Below are 14,337 nucleotides of genomic sequence, written 5' to 3' on the forward strand. Positions count from 1 at the left end.
CCGCATGCCTCACCGGTCGTCCCCGGGCGCGCGCGGCCCGGGTGTCGGCGTCGGTGAGTCCTTCGAGGTCACCGAGGTTGTCGAGCCGGAAGAGCAGGACGAGGGCCGGCCCCACGAGGACGACCGTGACGATTCCCAGCCAGCGCAGGGCGTGGGCGGCACCGGCCGCTTCGGTCATGGTGAGCGAGGTCGGTAGCACGTAGGGCCGCTGGGCCAGACCCCAGGCGACGGCCGTGAGGGCGATGCTTCCCACCGCCGTCCAGCGGGACCAGCGGTGGGTGCGGCGCACGAGCAGCACTGCCGTCGCCAGGCCGCAGACCGCGGCCAGGACGACCGCCGCCACTCCAGCCCCCGGTCAACCCTCCCCAGACATAGCGGGCGTCGTCACAAGTCACGGGCAGGCCGACGAGCGCGAGGACGACGACGGAGGCGAACGCCGGCGCCGCACCGCGCGGCGCCGCGGCTGCTTCTACGTGGCGGGGGACTCGGAGTCCTCGGCGTGGTAGCGCCGCAGGAGCTCCTGCTCGGCGTCCCGTCGCGGGAACATGAAGAAGACCAGCAGCGCGCCCACCACGATCGCGACCAGGCCGGCGGTGTATGCCCAGTCGTCGCCCTTGAGGAATGACTGGCGGGCTGCCGCGACGATCTGGTCGGCGTAGGTGGGGTGCTGCTGGGCGACTTGCTCGGCGGAGGCGAACGACTTCGTCAGCTCACCCTGAACCTGGTTCGACACGTGCTTGCTCTCGGAGGATGAGGCGATCGCCGAACTGAAGGTCGAGGCGTAGCCGGAGGTGAGCAGGGCGCCCATGATCGACTGCATGATGGCCCCACCGAGGTCCCGTTGCAGGTCTGCGGTGCCTGACGCCATACCTGCCCGTCGCACGGGCACCGATCCGGTCAACGAGTGCGAGGCAGGCGTTCCGGCGAAACCGACTCCGATGCCGGCGAACACGTAGGCGAGGCCGATCTGCCAGTAGCTGCTGTTCTCGCTCCAGAACAGCAGCATCCAGCCGAAGGCGAGGAAGAGAAACACATAGCCGATCAGCAAGGTCGTGCGGGCGCCGCGGGTCTCGACCAGCTTCGCGGATCGGGGTGCCACGAGCACCATCATGACGACGAGGGGCAGGATGGCGGCGCCTGCTTCGACAGAGTCGTAATTGAGCACGTTCTGCAGGTACTGCTGGCTCACGAACGCCGACCCCATCAGGGCGCCGAACACGATGATTCCTGCGCATGCGGCCACCCAGAACGTGCGCCGACCGGCGATGTGGAGGTCGTACAACGGATTGCGAGCCCGGCGCTGACGCCAGATGAACGCTGTTCCGGCAGCAAGGGCGATCAGGACGAGAACGAGGACCAGGAGCCCTTGGTCGGGGACGGCGGCGAAATTGATGGCAAGCACCAGTCCCGCGACCAGGAGGACCGACAGGATACCGCCGGCGTTGTCCACCGGTTCGGTCGACTCGTTGGCGTGGGCGGGGACGAACACCAGCGCCATGAACAGGGCGACCACGGCGAGGGGAAGGGTGACCAGGAATACCGACCCCCAGTAGAAATGCTGGAGGAGCGCGCCCGCAATCACCGGTCCGAGCATCGAGATGCCACCGCCCAGGGCCGACCACAGTGCGATCGACTTGGTCCGCCCCGGCCCCGTCCACAGGGCAGTGATCAGCGCCAGGGTGGTCGGGAAAGCCATGCCGGCGGAGAATCCCCCGATGATCCGTGCCACGACCAGGACGATGTCGTTGGGAGCGTAAGCGGCGAGCAGGCAGGCGGGGATGGAGAGGGCGACGCCGAGGATCAGGAGCAACTTGCGCCCGTATCGGTCGCCGACCGCTCCGAGGTAGAGCACCGATGCGGCCAGGCCGAGGGAATAGCCCACGGCGACCAGGTTCAGCATGGTCTGTGACGAGTCGAATGCCTTCCCGACCGCGGGCAGGGCCACGTTGGCCACCGACAGGTTCAGGTTGGCCACCGCGGCGACGATGATCAGGGACGCCAGGACGAGCGGCGCGCGCGCCGGGGCTCGGTCCGGCACGTCTGCGCCACTCTTCGACAAGGGAACCTCCGGGCAGCGGGATTGGGCGTCAGGAGTGCACGGCACGGCCGTCGCGCCGAGGCCGAACGGGCTGGCCGAGGATTCCCCGTGGGTGGGGTGCTCGGCAGATGAACACTGCCGGAGCCGTCCACGACCAGGCGGGAACGACATCAGGCAGCGGTGCGTCCGGCAGCGGATACGACGTCAAGTACCGGGTGCCGCTCTGACCAGCGGAACGGCCCAAAGAACTACGGGCCGAAGCTAGACCATCGGTCATACATGAGCGCTGCCGACTCGGCCGACACCGTCCGCCATACCTTCGTTCGGATGAAAGCCGAGCGGCGGATCGCCGGTGCATGTCGTGGGTCTTCGCTCTCCGACTCACGCGCGAACCGGCGTTGTTGATGGCGAGGTGGAGGTGGTCGAGGTAGCGGGAGCGCCAGCCCGGGTTACCGGTAGTGCGTGTGTAGTGCCATGGATGGACCTTCGCTGGGCCCCAGGGGCCTGCTGGCCCCGCAGCCACCGCACTCCCCTTGCACATCAGGGAGTGGATCTGTTTCGCCTGCGGAGCGGTCCATGACCGGGACCACAATGCCACGAAGAACGTGAAAACGGCCGCCGGACTGGCGGTGTCAGCCTGTGGAGCGCAGGTAAGACCAGGACACGTCCTGGCACGGCGCAGCGAAGCAGGAAGCCACGGATTCTCTCCTGAACCCTGTGCCGCGTAGCGGCACAGCAACGGAAGAGAAGGCCAGAATCCTCGGGCTTCAGCCCGAGGAGCAAGTCAAGTCCACCCCACGCCGGCTGACCGTCGACGGGCTGCACAGTGCGACCGCATTGTGCAGCCCGTCCGAGCGCCAGGGCAGGGACACCGTTTCAGCCGCTCAACCGCAACCGCATCAGCAGGCGGTCGGCCCCAGGGCCGAAGTAGTTCTTGCGCAGGGTGGGTTCGCCGACGAAACCCAGGTTCTCGTAGAGGAGTATCGCCGCCTTGTTCGCGGGTGCGACGGTGAGGGCGACTTCCCGTACTCCGAGGTCGCGGAGTCTGCGCAGCACTTCCTCCATCAGCAGGCGGCCGAAGCCCTGACCGCGCTGGTGCGGGGTGATCCCCAGGCCGAGGACCCAGCTACGGCTGAGATCGGGTGCCGTCCCGCACAGGACGTACCCCTGGAGAGCGGTGCCGTCGTCGAGAACCAGCAGGTGGCCTGGGTAGATGTCGAACATCTGGCGCAGCACGAAGTAGGGATAGGGCTCCTCCGGAAACGACTCCCTGTCGAGGAGGGACAGTTCCTGGAGGTCAGCTTCTCGAACGTGGCGGGGCCGGAGGCGCTTTGATGTGCGACGGGAGGGTACCGCGGTCATTTCACCTCCTGGTGTGAAAAATGAGGTGCTGATTGACCACTTGAGAGTGAATTGACTCAAGGTTGGATCAGGATGGCGGTGCGTTGCCGAGGCAACAAGCGACTTCAAGGCCAAGTCTGCTTGTCGATATGCTTATTCGGCTGGCGCGATACGGTCGTGCCCCTTAGCCTGTGCGTTGTTCCCCGGTACTGGCCCGTGTACGCTAGGGCGATGCATTTCCCAGCTCCGGTCGACCCGTGTGTCCGAAATGATCAGGCACCATGGGAAAAATTCGACAACGAGGCGTACGTCGCACAGAATTACCTTGATCTTCTGCCTGTGGATGCGAAGATCCTCTCTGAGGTGGGCGGGTACTTCAGTCGCCACTTCAGGGAAAGGGGTGAGGGTGCGAGGAGTCCGGTTCTGGGTATTGACATGGGCGCTGGAGGCAACCTGTATCCGGCGTTGGCGATGCTTCCCTGGTGTAGGAAGATCACCCTTTTTGAGCGAGCTCCGGAGAACGTCGAATACTTGCGCCAGCAGCGCAGTGAGGTCGCTCAGAACTGGGACGCCTTCTGGAAAGTGCTGTGTTATGAGAAGGTCTACGCCGATCTGGACTCGAAATGGAAGAACGTATTCCGTGAAGTCGCCCGTGTAGAACAGGGGAACCTGTTCAAGATGGGGCGGCGTAATTGGCTGGGGATTCGGAGATCGGCGGGCAAGTACCAGATCGGAACGATGTTCTTCGTGGCCGAATCCATCTCCACCTCACCCGACGAGTTCCGGCAGGCCGTCGACTGCTTTATGGCCGTTCTCGCGCCTGGCGCCCCCTTCGCCGCCGCGTTCATGGAAGGCTCACGTGGGTATGACGTCGGCGATGAACATTTTCCAGCCTGCGATGTCGACGAAGATCAGGTCGAGAAAACTCTCGCCCCCTACGCGAATGACCTGAAGATGGTGCGCCTGAACGACGCGGGCCACTTGGTGCGACCTGGTCATACGGGAATGATCCTCGCATACGGAGAACGGCGTTCCGGGGAATGAATTTCTCCTTCCGCTCTTCGGTGCCAGAGCACGGGCGGTTCGCGGGACGACCTGGGTGAAGGGCTGGGAATGGAGATCAAGCCAAGAGCTCATCTGCTCCAGATCTGGGAAGCGATCGCACGGCACTCCTTCGACAGCGGGCGTTTCGCCTGGGGTGACTCCGGCGGGCGCAGCAGCGTCGCGGACGCCGAGCGGCTGCTGAGCCTCATGTATCCGGCCACCGAGATCCCCGAGTTTCGTCTGGACGAGCCGGACACCACCCAGAAGGACGTGCAGCGTGCCCTCCGCCTGGCAGGAGGGCGCACCGAGATCCCCGCGGCCCTGATCGCAGCCCTGCGCGATTTCATGCGCAACCACGCGGAGGAGGACGGCACTCCCACCTTCGGCGGCGGCCACTACTTCACCACCCCCGACCCCGACGCGGAGATCACCGCCGAGCAGCGGGACCTCGGCGTTGTTGACTCGTTCTCCATGTCGGTCACCCTCTGCCTCGCCACACTCGGCTTCCTCGACAAGTTCACCGGCCCCGCGGTCCGATCCGACCTGCGTGAGGCGGTCAAGGACCTCAGGGAGGCGACGAGCAGGCGGCTCACCGCGGCGATGGTCGGTCTGCTGCGGTCCTTCACCGTCAGCGTCTTCGACGCCGACACCACCCAGGGACGGCGGCTGAGCCGAACCCTTGGCCAGCGCAGGCTCTCCGAGCGGGCGGTCCTGCGCCAGTTCCAGGAGCGCTTCGAGACTCTCCGCGCCACCATCGACAACCGCATCACGCTCGGCGTGGACGTCAAGGACGGCCTCAAGGACCCCGGGATGATGTTCGAATGCGGCTGGGCCTGGGGTGTGGTCAAGGACGCGCCGCCCGTCACTCGCACCGACAAGGACGGCACGGAGCAGCACATCGGCCGCCAGAGCGTCGGCGTGGCGGACCCCATTCCCTACCTGTACTTCACCGTGGTCGCCCTCGACGGCATCCAGGACCTGTCCTCCGACCGCACCCTCACCCTCGGCCTCCTGGACGAGGAGCAGCAGACACTCGCCGAGGCACTGCGACTGCGCTGGACCGTCACCCGCGAGTACTGGTCCGCCCTCGCCCGGTTCAGCGCCGACCGCTGGCCGCTGGAGGACATTCCCTGGCGGGTCACCCATCAGAAACTCGAATCCGAGTACTTCTCCCTGTCCGTGGCGTCCCTCGTGGTCCACGACCTGGTGCGCAGCCGCGCCGGCGACGAGGATTTCGCCCGCACTGCCGAGGTCCTCACCAGGCTCGCCGAACGGGGCCGCATCACCAGCCCTCTCACCCGCGATGACTCCGCGCTGGAACTGCACAGCCCCGGAGTCGTCCTCCCCCTCCAGGGCAGCGAGCAGCTGGGTCCGCCGCTGGAGTGGACGGTCGCCGACTTCTCCGCTCACCTGCTCAAACGCACCGTCCAACTCGCCACTTACTCCCGTAGCGCTTCCATCCAGGACGAATTGCTGGCGCTGGCGGAGGAGACCTTCGACCATCTCTGGCAGCGGCGCATCGCCGACGGTGAGGGCACGGACCTGTGGGACGACGCCCAGGCGGTGTTCCCCACCGCGCCCAAACGTGAGGGTTCGCCCTCCTGGAGCATGACCGAGCGCCTCACCGAGTGCATGGTCGCCGCGTACAACTTCTACGACCGCAAGCCGGTCGGCAGTCCCGAACTCGCCTCCTTCGCCACCGCGTTGCTCAGCGAGGCGACTCACCGTTTCGGCCGGGAGCAGATGCGGTCCGCCGTGGTCTCCGACAGCGATCACGCCAAGTCCCTGCGCACCATCGAGATCCGGCTCCGGCGGGCACGTGAGCTGGTCGGTGACCAACCCGGCACCTCCAGCGCGCTTGCGCTGTTTGTGCTCGGTGAACTCGACACGCTCGCCCAGGCCCGCAGCGCCGCCGCCGGTGAGGTGTGGCGGTGATCGTCTTCGCCGCCTCCGACAAGGGAGGCACCGGCCGCTCCGTCACCAGCGCGAACCTCGCCTACCAGCGGGCCCTCGCCGGTGACCATGTGGCCTACGTCGACTTCGACTTCGGCTCGCCCACCGCACCCGCCGTGTTCGACGTCCCCGACATCCTGCGCGGCACCGGTGAGGGCGGCCTGCACTCCTATCTGGAGGGCGCCGCCCCTGAACCGGCCAGGGTCGACGTGTGGCGTCGCACCGAACACCCCGCACTGCGACGCACCACGATCGGAGCCGGACGGCTCGTGTTGCTGCCTGGCGATGTCACCGGCGGCGAGTTCGTCACGGACGAGTTATCGGTGCAGCGCTGCGTCGACCTCTTCCTGCGCCTGCAGGGCGAGTTCGACCTCATCCTGGTCGACCTCAGCGCCGGACGCAGCTACGCCATGGACATGGTCCTGGAGGCCACCGCACGGCCCGAACTGCGCAACGTTCCGCACCGCTGGGTGGTCTTCCACCGCTGGACCCGGCAGCACGTCATCGCCGCCGCCGGGCTGGTCTACGATGCCCGCGGCCTCCTGGAGGGCGGAGCCGACCTCGGCCACGACAAGGACGCGCTCCAGGGTGTGATCCGCTTCGTCCGGGCCGCTGTACCCGACCCCGACTCCTCGCTGTGGTCGCACGTCTCGCCCGCCCAGTCCGCGTGGATGCAGATGTACGACGAACGCCTGCGCCGACTCGCCTCCGAACTCGGCGTGGGCGACTCGGTGTTGCTCGGCACCGTACCGCTGGAGCCAATTCTCCAGTGGCAGGAGCAGCTGATCACGGAGGAAGAGGTCGTCGCCACCAAGATCGCCAACAAGGAGACGCTGGACGCGCTGGAGGAGATCGCCGGACGCCTCGTCGACGACACCCACTGGGGGAAGCCGTGACCGACGTCTTCCGGGAGACCACTGCACAGAGCCGCACCGCCGCGGTGCCCCTGTCCCATCTCTCCCTGGAAATCGGCCACTTGTACATGGAGGATCTGGAAGGCGGCCCCGACCGCCTGCGTGAACTCTTCACCCGGGTCCGGCCCTGGGCGGACGCGGCCCGCGCCGACATCGCCGCCCGCACCGGCACCGCCCGGCCACGCGTCAGCACCTGCTTCCTCGTCGACGACTACTTCAGCCGCTTCTCCACCCCCGCCGAACTGCTCCCCCTCGTCCTCGGCGAGGCCGAGCGGGCCGGCCTCGCCATCGACTACCTGGCCCGCGAATCCGCCTGCGCGGTCGCCGACACGATCCCCCTCGCCCAGTCCGTCGCGCGCCGGCTCGTCGAATCACCGCCCCCGGGCAGCTACGGCGCCCGCCCGCCGGTCAGCGAGTCCGGCTGGCTCGCCAACGGCCAGCGAAGCCCCTCCGGGCGATCCCAGGCCATGCGCAGGACGGCACCCTGGCAGCCGCCCAGCGAGACCGCCGCCCGCCGCCACTCCGTCTTCGTGGACGTCGAACTCTGGGACGACGACAAGGACGGCAACCGCACCTGGTCCTGCCCCTTCCTCGCCGCCGTCTGGCAGCTCGCCCGCCTCGGCCTCCTGCGCAGCGAAGGCGAACCGGTCCTGTCACCGCGCCCCGCGAACCCCCGCGGACACCCACGCAGTTGGGACGAACTGCCGCCGCTGACCCAGCTCAACCCCACCGCCGCGCCCTTCTGCGCCTACCGCACCTGCTCCGTACTGCCCGCACGGTTTCTCCCTGTCGAACACGCGGTGAGGATCGTCCTCGACCAGACCGACGTCGACACCGGAGCCGTCGAGCAGATCGCCGCCCGCGCACACGCGGAGGGCATCACGCCCCCCGACTCGGTGGCCGACCGGGTCTCCTACGTCTTCTGCCCGGAGCCGTCAAGGTGACGCCCCCGCCGGACGCGCCCCGGACCCTCCCGGTCCTGGCCTGCGGGGAGATCCGCACCTGCGTCCTGCCGTCGCTCAACCCCCTGGACGCCCGCGCCGCCACACAGTTGCTGCGACTGCGTCCAGACGAACGCGTCCTGGTCTCCGAACGCCCCAACCTCTACGTGCGCTCCCCGCAGACTCTCACCGGCGTCGACTGCCGGATGCCCACGTCCAACGGCGCCAAGGTGCGCGTGATCGGCACGGTCGCCACCCGCGCCGCCCTCACCGAGGGCCGCATCCTGCAGAGCAGCGCCCACGTCCGGGCCCTCGCCCGAGGCCCCGAACGGCGCCGCCCCTGGGGCCACTACCTCCTACAGCCCGGAGTGCTCGAACCACTGGGCCGCCTTCCCGAACGCGAGGCTGCCCAAGGCGTCCTCGCCGGCGCCGGACCCGGCGAGCTCGACCTCGGCCTGATCGCGGACGCCATCCTCACCCCCTTGCTCAGGCACCCGCTGCTCGACCAGAAGAGCCCCCTGAAGTCCCGTCACACCAGGCTGCGTTGGGCCGCCCGGCAGACCGAGCCGGACCAGGGACCCGCGATCGAGAAGTTCACCCTCGCCGAGGACGACCTGCGCACGGTCCGGCTGCGGGTACCGGCCGGCACCGACCCGGCCGCCGTCGCCACCCTCTGCGAGGACCTGGCACTGCACGACTGGCTCCTCACCACCGTCGTGCGCCTCCTCGACGGCAGACTCGGCCCCGCCGAGGGACCCGACGCGCTCACCGCACTGCGCCCAGCCGTCGAGCATCTGATCCACCTTTGGATGCCCGCCGCCCGCAGCGACCACGCACTACGGGGACTGTGGGACGTCCTCGAGCAGAACCCCGGATTCACCCGGCAGTGGGACAACCTCGTCCAGCGGATCCGGGACCGCCTTGCCCTGCTCAACGCCTTGATAGGCAGCCCATAGGCCCTTAGCCACGGGGGAGACGCCATGAACGGAGCACCAGCGACCACCACCACGCCGGCCAACCCGGCGCCACCGCCGGCCGCCCCGGCACCCCGGCGCCCCGACAACAGGGGACTGCGGATCCCGCCGGTACTCATGAAGACCCTGGTGACCTCCGTGGTCTTCGTCATCGCCCTTCTCGTCACCAACACGCTCGACGAGAACCAGGGCGCAGGCGACGTATGGAACCTGACCGCCTCCATCGTCATCGGCGGCGCAGCCCTCATCGTGCAATACCTGGTCGACTTCGAAAAACGGCTGGTGGAGATGGAGAGCAGCCAGGCCGAGCTGATCCGGGACGTCAAGGACAACCTGCTCAGCCATCACGTCGCCCTCACCACCCTGGTCGACGACCGGTTCCGGCAGATCAACGTGGCGACCGAACTGTTCAGCAACGTCGACCGCTCAGTGCTGCGCTCGGACGCGGTCATCAAACTCGCCCGCCGGGCCACGGAGTGCGGCGAGCTCAACAACGAGACCGTGAGGACCTTCGCCAGCGAAGAGATCGAGCGCCTGGCCGGACTGCTGGAGAACCTCAGCAACCGCAGCGCGGACTGCCTGGGAGAGAACCAGGACTGGCTGATCGACCTCACCCGCTGCATCAAGCACAGCCTCGACGCGACCAGCACCTCCGTCGACCGGCACTTCTGGGGCAGCGAGCCCGCCGCCCGCTATCTGGAGGCCCAGACCGACGCCCTGGCACGAGGAGTGGAGATCCGCCGACTGTTCCTCGTCGACGACGAGGAACACATCGACGCGGAACTGCTGGCGCTGTGCGCCAACCAACGAGCCCTCGGGCTCGATTCCCGCGTGGTGGCAGTCTCCCAACTGCCACCCTGGGCACGGCTCGGCACACAGAGCGACTTCATCGTCTTCGACCGGGAACTGAGTTACGAGATCGACCAGGACACCAAAGACGTCAACGCCAAAACGACACTCAACGCCCGCCCCGCCCACGTAGAACACCGGCTCAGGCAGTTCACCCGCTTATGGGACGCCACGACTCGCCTTCCTGACCAGGGCATCCCGCAGCCCGGGCCAGCGGTAGCGGGATCGGACTGACCAAAACGGCCCCGCCCCTTGAACAACCGAGCGGGGCGCTTCCCCGCCCCCGGAGTCAGTCAATCGCCGGCCTGCATGCACGGCCGGTACGCCCACGCAGGCGGTCCGGCCGCAGGAGGAGAGGGGCTCGGGGAACGGCGAAGGAAGCACGCGCGAGTGCCGGCCACCGTGGGCCGAGAACAACACCACCCGCATCCGCGACCCCGCCGCGCGCTGCCGCTTCACCGAGCGCGCGGTCCAGCGAATCATCGCCGCCCTCGAAGAAGACGGTTCCTGGAGTCGGGGGCCCTCGCCGTACGGCCGCCTGCACCACCCCCGCACGCACGGCTGGCCCCGTGCTGTTGCGTCACCAACACCAGGGTGATTCGGCCGGCTACTCAGGCACGGTTGAGTAGGTCTGCCGATGCCCGGCATCTGTCCGCGCGGCGAGTATCTATCCATCGGCGCAACCGAGTTGGGCCGATCCGATTGAGTACTCACTACCGCTACGGAGATTGCCATGTCCCGACGTGTCGCCCTGCTCGTGTCCGCTGGTGTCGTCGCCCTCGGCGGCGCGGGTGCCTTCGCGTTCGCCTACGCCGGTGAGCAGCCCCCGGCGCTGGAGAAGAGCACCGCCCGTTACACCGCTCCGAAAGGGAAGGGCGATGGCTCGCTGACGTTCTCGACGGATGTGACGGCCAATTCCGGTGTGAAGAGCGTGAAGGTGCTGGCGTGGCCGCAGGACTCGTCCCTGGGCAAGAAGGGCCTGACGGCCAAGGACATGGCCGACGCGGAGTCGGCCACCTGCACTCCGGCGGAGGACGACAAGGTGCACTGCACCTACAAGGTGGCAGTCACCAGCTTTGAGGCCGAGGCGTCCCCGCACGGTGCCTGGCACGTCGCGGTCCTGGCCACCGCCAAGAACGGCACCACCACCCTGGACACCACCGCGGCCGACTTCACCCTGCGCTAGTCGAGCACCCAACCCACCCTGGCCTCGGCAATCCGCCGAGGCCGACGCCCACGCCGAGACCAAGGAGCCAGCCATGTCGCCCCTCCCCGCAGCGACGGCCGCCCCGTCCACCAGCCGTACCGGTCCTGCGCCTGGCCGCAGCCGGCTGCCGGCCGCGCTGGCGGTCGGGGTGACCGTCGCGCTCGGGGTCTCGGCATGGCATCCGAAGGACACCACCACCTGGTTCCTCGAGACGGTCTGGGTGATCGTGGGCCTGCCGCTGCTGATCCTGCTGCACAAGCGGTTCCCGTTGAGCGACCTGCTGTACTGCCTGCTCGCCGTGCACGCCCTGGTCCTGATGACCGGCGGGCACTACACCTACGCCGACGTACCCGCGGGTGACTGGATCCGCGACTGGCTCAACTGGTCCCGTAACCCCTACGACCGATTCGGCCACCTCATCCAGGGCTTCGTCCCGGCGATCCTCGTGCGCGAACTCCTCGTACGCACCTCACCCCTGCAGCGCAGCCGCTGGCTCGCCCCGCTCACCGTCTGCGCCTGCCTGGCTTTCAGCGCCGTCTTCGAGATGCTGGAATGGCTCTCCGCGGTCATTGGCAAGGACGCCGCAGATGCCTTCCTGGGCACCCAGGGGGACGTATGGGACACACAATGGGACATGTTCTGCTGCCTCGTCGGCGCCACGGTGTCCCTGCTGCTCCTCTCCCGCGTGCACAACCGCTTTCTGGCCCGCCTCCAACCGGCCGACATCACCGTCAGCAGCGAGAGGCGGTGACGTACTGCCCGGTTTCGGCAGCATCCGCTCGCCGAGGTGATCCGCAGTCTGCCCGGCATGGGGGCAAGGCTGGGTGCCGAGTTCATCGCCGCCACGGGCGGCGACATGGGCGGCACTGTCTCTCAGATCCGTCTGTGAGATCGTCGCGCTCATGATCGAGGCTTGGGTGATCGATGACGACAGCAGTGTCCCGGTGTCGTCCGAGAGCGTGCCGGAGGCCCTTCGGACAAGGATCGACAGCGGGCAGTTTGAGACGTGGCTGACCAGTTCGTCCGGACGATCATTGGCCTTCGTGACGAATACCGAGCGCGCGATGGTGATGCTGCTCGAAGAAGAGGGCGATCCCGGCGAGCATGCCGTGGACCCTGAAGCCGAGGGATCAAGCGGCGGGTTCCTCCTCTGCAACGGCCAGCATGACGAGTACCCGGACGAAGACACCGTCCCCATCGGTGAGGCGTTCAGGCTCGTAAAACACATCGTAAGCACGGGATCCTGGCCTGCGGACGCGTGCTGGGTGGTCGATCGCTGAGGCTATCGCCAGGTCCAGATAAGGGTGGCGGCGAGGTGGAGTGCAGCCTGGTAGGTGATGGCGAGCTTGTCCGTTCGCATGGCCAAACCACGCCACTGTTTGAGCCGGTTGATGCATCGTTCGACCGCGTTGCGCGGCTTGTACGCCTCGGCGTCGAAGGCGGGCGGTCGGCCTCCGACACAGCCTCGTTGGAGACGGTGACCGACCTGGTCGGACGGCTGGGGGATGACAGCGTGGATCCCCGCGTCGGCGGAGGTGAATCCGGATCGCGCGGGATGAATACGCGCGGTCCGCCAGGACGGCCACCGGCCGGGTCCTTGGTCTGCCGGGACCGCTTCGCGGAACACGGATGCTTGCCGAAACAGTTTCGGAGGCCGGTGCGTCACCCGCCTGGCCCGTCGTGACGCGGAGGGCCAGCGGCCGAGCACGGATGTCGCTGGCGAGGTGGACCTTCGTGCTCAGGCCGCCACGGGAGCGTCCGAGCGCGTGGTCGTCGGGTTCGGCCCGGTCTGGCGCCCCTTTTTTCTTCCTGGCTCCGGCGGCGTGCTGGTGAGCTCGGCAGACGGTCGAGTGCAGGGACAGGGCCCAGCCGACGTCGTCAGCGTCGTCGGCCGCTGCCAGGACCGCGGCGAGGATCCGTTCCCAGGTGCCGTCCACGGCCCACCTGATCAGCCTTTTGTGAGCTGTCTGGAACGAGCCGAGTTCGTCCGGCAGGTCCCGCCAGGGCGAGCAGGTGTGGTACTTCCACGCGATGGCCTCCAAGGTTCGGCGGTGATCGGCCCACCGCCGGCCGCGGGCTGGATCGGCCGGCATCAGCGGCTCGATCCGGGCGGAACGTTGACGCGGCGGCGGGCGAGGGCCGGCAGAGCCTGTTTGTGTCCCTTTCCCTCGCTCTTCTTCCGCTGGTAGTACGCCTTGCACGCGGGGCAGGATTTCAGGCTGGCCATCGCCGAGAAGTACATGGTCCGCAGCAGGCTGCGGGGCCAGGCCGGCTAGAGCGTGTCTCTTTGATCGGCTGGTCAGTTGATCGGATGTGGGAAGTCCCGTAAACGATCTTCGTGTCCCTCGGAATCAATGACCCTGTCCGCTGGTGGGGATGTGCGGCAGACTGGGGCAACATGCATAGGCCGAGTGGGAGGGCGCATAGAACGCATTAGTGAGTCGATGACGGCTTGCAGTCCGTCGGTGCTGGACGCTCTTGGTGCTGCTGGGTGGACAGCAGGTCGCAAGATCGCCATCGCGGACTGGACGCGGCAACTGACAGATGCCGGGTTCGACCTCAACGACCTGGCGATAGCGGTCTGGGCCGAGTTCGGCGAGCTGATGATCAGGAGCTCTCCGTCCCGTGTCCCCGGTTCGCGCTTGCACATGGACCCCGTTGACGCCTGCATCGACGGCGCCACGGAAGCGGCCACGCTGGAGCGGCACTACGGAGAGAACTTCAGTCCTCTGGGCATGTGGTCGAGCCAGTTCCCTGCGTACATTGCGGCCAGCGGTCGCGTTATCGCCGTGGGGCCGCACTGCCTTTGGTCGCTGGGTTCTACCTTCATGGAGGCGTTGGCCTACGTGGTGGACGGCGATGGCGGCGTCAATCGTGAGGAACGGGCAGACTGGCTCGACAACTGCCAGTACTAGTAGGGCTGGTCAGGTTTGTAGGGGTGTGGGTATGTCGCGGTGGCAGGTGGGGCAGGCGCCGGTCCAGGTGGCGAGGAGGGTCTGCAGTTCGCGGACCACTCGGTAGAGGCTCAGGCCTGCGTGGCGCCTTTTGGGTCTGGTGCCAGTCGTTGCGACCTGGT

The 14,337-nt window shown here is 67.6% G+C and carries 15 protein-coding genes and 1 pseudogene; 13 read left to right on the top strand and 3 right to left on the bottom strand.

Features of this window, described 5'->3' with window-relative positions:
* The first annotated feature begins 4 nt into the window (after positions 1 to 4).
* Complete coding sequence (locus tag OG381_RS46475; protein ID WP_327722029.1) at positions 5 to 196, top strand: hypothetical protein; 192 nt, start codon at positions 5 to 7, stop codon at positions 194 to 196.
* A 273-nt stretch (positions 197 to 469) separates the two neighbouring features.
* Here the strand turns inward: OG381_RS46475 and OG381_RS46480 are convergent, their stop codons facing one another.
* Complete coding sequence (locus tag OG381_RS46480; protein WP_327722030.1) at positions 470 to 2,038, bottom strand: MFS transporter; 1,569 nt, start codon at positions 2,036 to 2,038, stop codon at positions 470 to 472.
* A gap of 533 nt (positions 2,039 to 2,571) precedes the next feature.
* Here OG381_RS46480 and OG381_RS46485 point away from each other — a divergent pair.
* On the top strand, positions 2,572 to 2,766 hold the full coding sequence (locus tag OG381_RS46485; RefSeq protein ID WP_443062005.1) for a hypothetical protein: 195 nt from the start codon (positions 2,572 to 2,574) through the stop codon (positions 2,764 to 2,766).
* Positions 2,767 to 2,914: 148 nt separating this feature from the next.
* Here the strand turns inward: OG381_RS46485 and OG381_RS46490 are convergent, their stop codons facing one another.
* Positions 2,915 to 3,400 (bottom strand): GNAT family N-acetyltransferase, encoded by a 486-nt coding sequence (locus OG381_RS46490; RefSeq protein ID WP_327722031.1) that lies wholly within the window; start codon positions 3,398 to 3,400, stop codon positions 2,915 to 2,917.
* 210 nt (positions 3,401 to 3,610) lie between these two features.
* Between OG381_RS46490 and OG381_RS46495 the strand changes: the two genes are divergently transcribed.
* The 10 genes and pseudogenes from OG381_RS46495 (at position 3,611) to OG381_RS46540 (ending at position 12,541) form a co-directional block, all read left to right on the top strand.
* Positions 3,611 to 4,423: an SCO2525 family SAM-dependent methyltransferase gene (locus OG381_RS46495; protein WP_327722032.1), complete on the top strand. Its 813-nt coding sequence runs from the start codon at positions 3,611 to 3,613 to the stop codon at positions 4,421 to 4,423.
* 69 nt (positions 4,424 to 4,492) lie between these two features.
* Positions 4,493 to 6,358: an SCO2524 family protein gene (locus OG381_RS46500; protein WP_327722033.1), complete on the top strand. Its 1,866-nt coding sequence runs from the start codon at positions 4,493 to 4,495 to the stop codon at positions 6,356 to 6,358.
* A complete protein-coding gene (locus OG381_RS46505; RefSeq protein ID WP_327722034.1) occupies positions 6,355 to 7,272 on the top strand; it encodes an SCO2523 family variant P-loop protein in 918 nt (305 codons plus the stop codon). The genes OG381_RS46500 and OG381_RS46505 overlap by 4 nt, the downstream gene beginning before the upstream one ends.
* Positions 7,269 to 8,234: an SCO2522 family protein gene (locus OG381_RS46510; protein WP_327722035.1), complete on the top strand. Its 966-nt coding sequence runs from the start codon at positions 7,269 to 7,271 to the stop codon at positions 8,232 to 8,234. The genes OG381_RS46505 and OG381_RS46510 overlap by 4 nt, the downstream gene beginning before the upstream one ends.
* Positions 8,231 to 9,187 carry an SCO2521 family protein gene (locus tag OG381_RS46515; RefSeq protein ID WP_327722036.1) on the top strand — a complete coding sequence of 319 codons (957 nt, stop codon included), beginning with the start codon at positions 8,231 to 8,233 and terminating at the stop codon, positions 9,185 to 9,187. The genes OG381_RS46510 and OG381_RS46515 overlap by 4 nt, the downstream gene beginning before the upstream one ends.
* Before the next feature lie 24 nt (positions 9,188 to 9,211).
* Entirely contained in the window at positions 9,212 to 10,288 is a 1,077-nt protein-coding gene (locus OG381_RS46520) for a DUF6879 family protein (protein WP_327722037.1), read from the top strand.
* 156 nt (positions 10,289 to 10,444) lie between these two features.
* Positions 10,445 to 10,559 (top strand): annotated as a pseudogene (locus tag OG381_RS46525) (ArsR family transcriptional regulator); the annotation flags it as partial.
* A 228-nt stretch (positions 10,560 to 10,787) separates the two neighbouring features.
* The gene (locus OG381_RS46530) at positions 10,788 to 11,240 is read left to right on the top strand and encodes a DUF5707 domain-containing protein (protein ID WP_327722038.1); all 453 of its coding nucleotides are present in this window, start codon (positions 10,788 to 10,790) and stop codon (positions 11,238 to 11,240) included.
* A gap of 73 nt (positions 11,241 to 11,313) precedes the next feature.
* Positions 11,314 to 12,012 carry a DUF2238 domain-containing protein gene (locus OG381_RS46535; RefSeq protein WP_327722039.1) on the top strand — a complete coding sequence of 233 codons (699 nt, stop codon included), beginning with the start codon at positions 11,314 to 11,316 and terminating at the stop codon, positions 12,010 to 12,012.
* 151 nt (positions 12,013 to 12,163) lie between these two features.
* Complete coding sequence (locus tag OG381_RS46540; RefSeq protein ID WP_327722040.1) at positions 12,164 to 12,541, top strand: hypothetical protein; 378 nt, start codon at positions 12,164 to 12,166, stop codon at positions 12,539 to 12,541.
* Positions 12,542 to 12,543: 2 nt separating this feature from the next.
* On the opposite strand, the gene OG381_RS46545 is transcribed toward OG381_RS46540, so the two are convergent.
* Positions 12,544 to 13,354 (bottom strand): IS5 family transposase gene (locus tag OG381_RS46545; RefSeq protein WP_327722742.1). Its coding sequence is split into 2 segments (ribosomal slippage): positions 12,544 to 12,783 and positions 12,785 to 13,354, totalling 810 coding nucleotides; the frame shifts between segments, so codons are not numbered across the junction.
* A gap of 372 nt (positions 13,355 to 13,726) precedes the next feature.
* Here OG381_RS46545 and OG381_RS46550 point away from each other — a divergent pair.
* Positions 13,727 to 14,176, top strand: a complete 450-nt coding sequence (locus tag OG381_RS46550; protein ID WP_327722041.1) for an SUKH-3 domain-containing protein — start codon at positions 13,727 to 13,729, stop codon at positions 14,174 to 14,176.
* Positions 14,177 to 14,337: the final 161 nt, after the last annotated feature.

Origin of the sequence: Streptomyces sp. NBC_00490 (assembly GCF_036013645.1) — a bacterium.
Lineage (GTDB): Bacteria > Actinomycetota > Actinomycetes > Streptomycetales > Streptomycetaceae > Streptomyces > Streptomyces canus_F.

Bases quoted from the DNA above. Each gene is read 5' to 3' on its own strand.
- OG381_RS46540 (WP_327722040.1), top strand. From the start codon at position 12,164: ATGATCGAGGCTTGGGTGATCGATGACGACAGCAGTGTCCCGGTGTCG.
- OG381_RS46475 (WP_327722029.1), top strand. From the start codon at position 5: ATGCCTCACCGGTCGTCCCCGGGCGCGCGCGGCCCGGGTGTCGGCGTC.
- OG381_RS46530 (WP_327722038.1), top strand. From the start codon at position 10,788: ATGTCCCGACGTGTCGCCCTGCTCGTGTCCGCTGGTGTCGTCGCCCTC.
- OG381_RS46495 (WP_327722032.1), top strand. From the start codon at position 3,611: ATGCATTTCCCAGCTCCGGTCGACCCGTGTGTCCGAAATGATCAGGCA.
- OG381_RS46500 (WP_327722033.1), top strand. From the start codon at position 4,493: ATGGAGATCAAGCCAAGAGCTCATCTGCTCCAGATCTGGGAAGCGATC.
- OG381_RS46490 (WP_327722031.1), bottom strand. From the start codon at position 3,400: ATGACCGCGGTACCCTCCCGTCGCACATCAAAGCGCCTCCGGCCCCGC.
- OG381_RS46520 (WP_327722037.1), top strand. From the start codon at position 9,212: ATGAACGGAGCACCAGCGACCACCACCACGCCGGCCAACCCGGCGCCA.
- OG381_RS46535 (WP_327722039.1), top strand. From the start codon at position 11,314: ATGTCGCCCCTCCCCGCAGCGACGGCCGCCCCGTCCACCAGCCGTACC.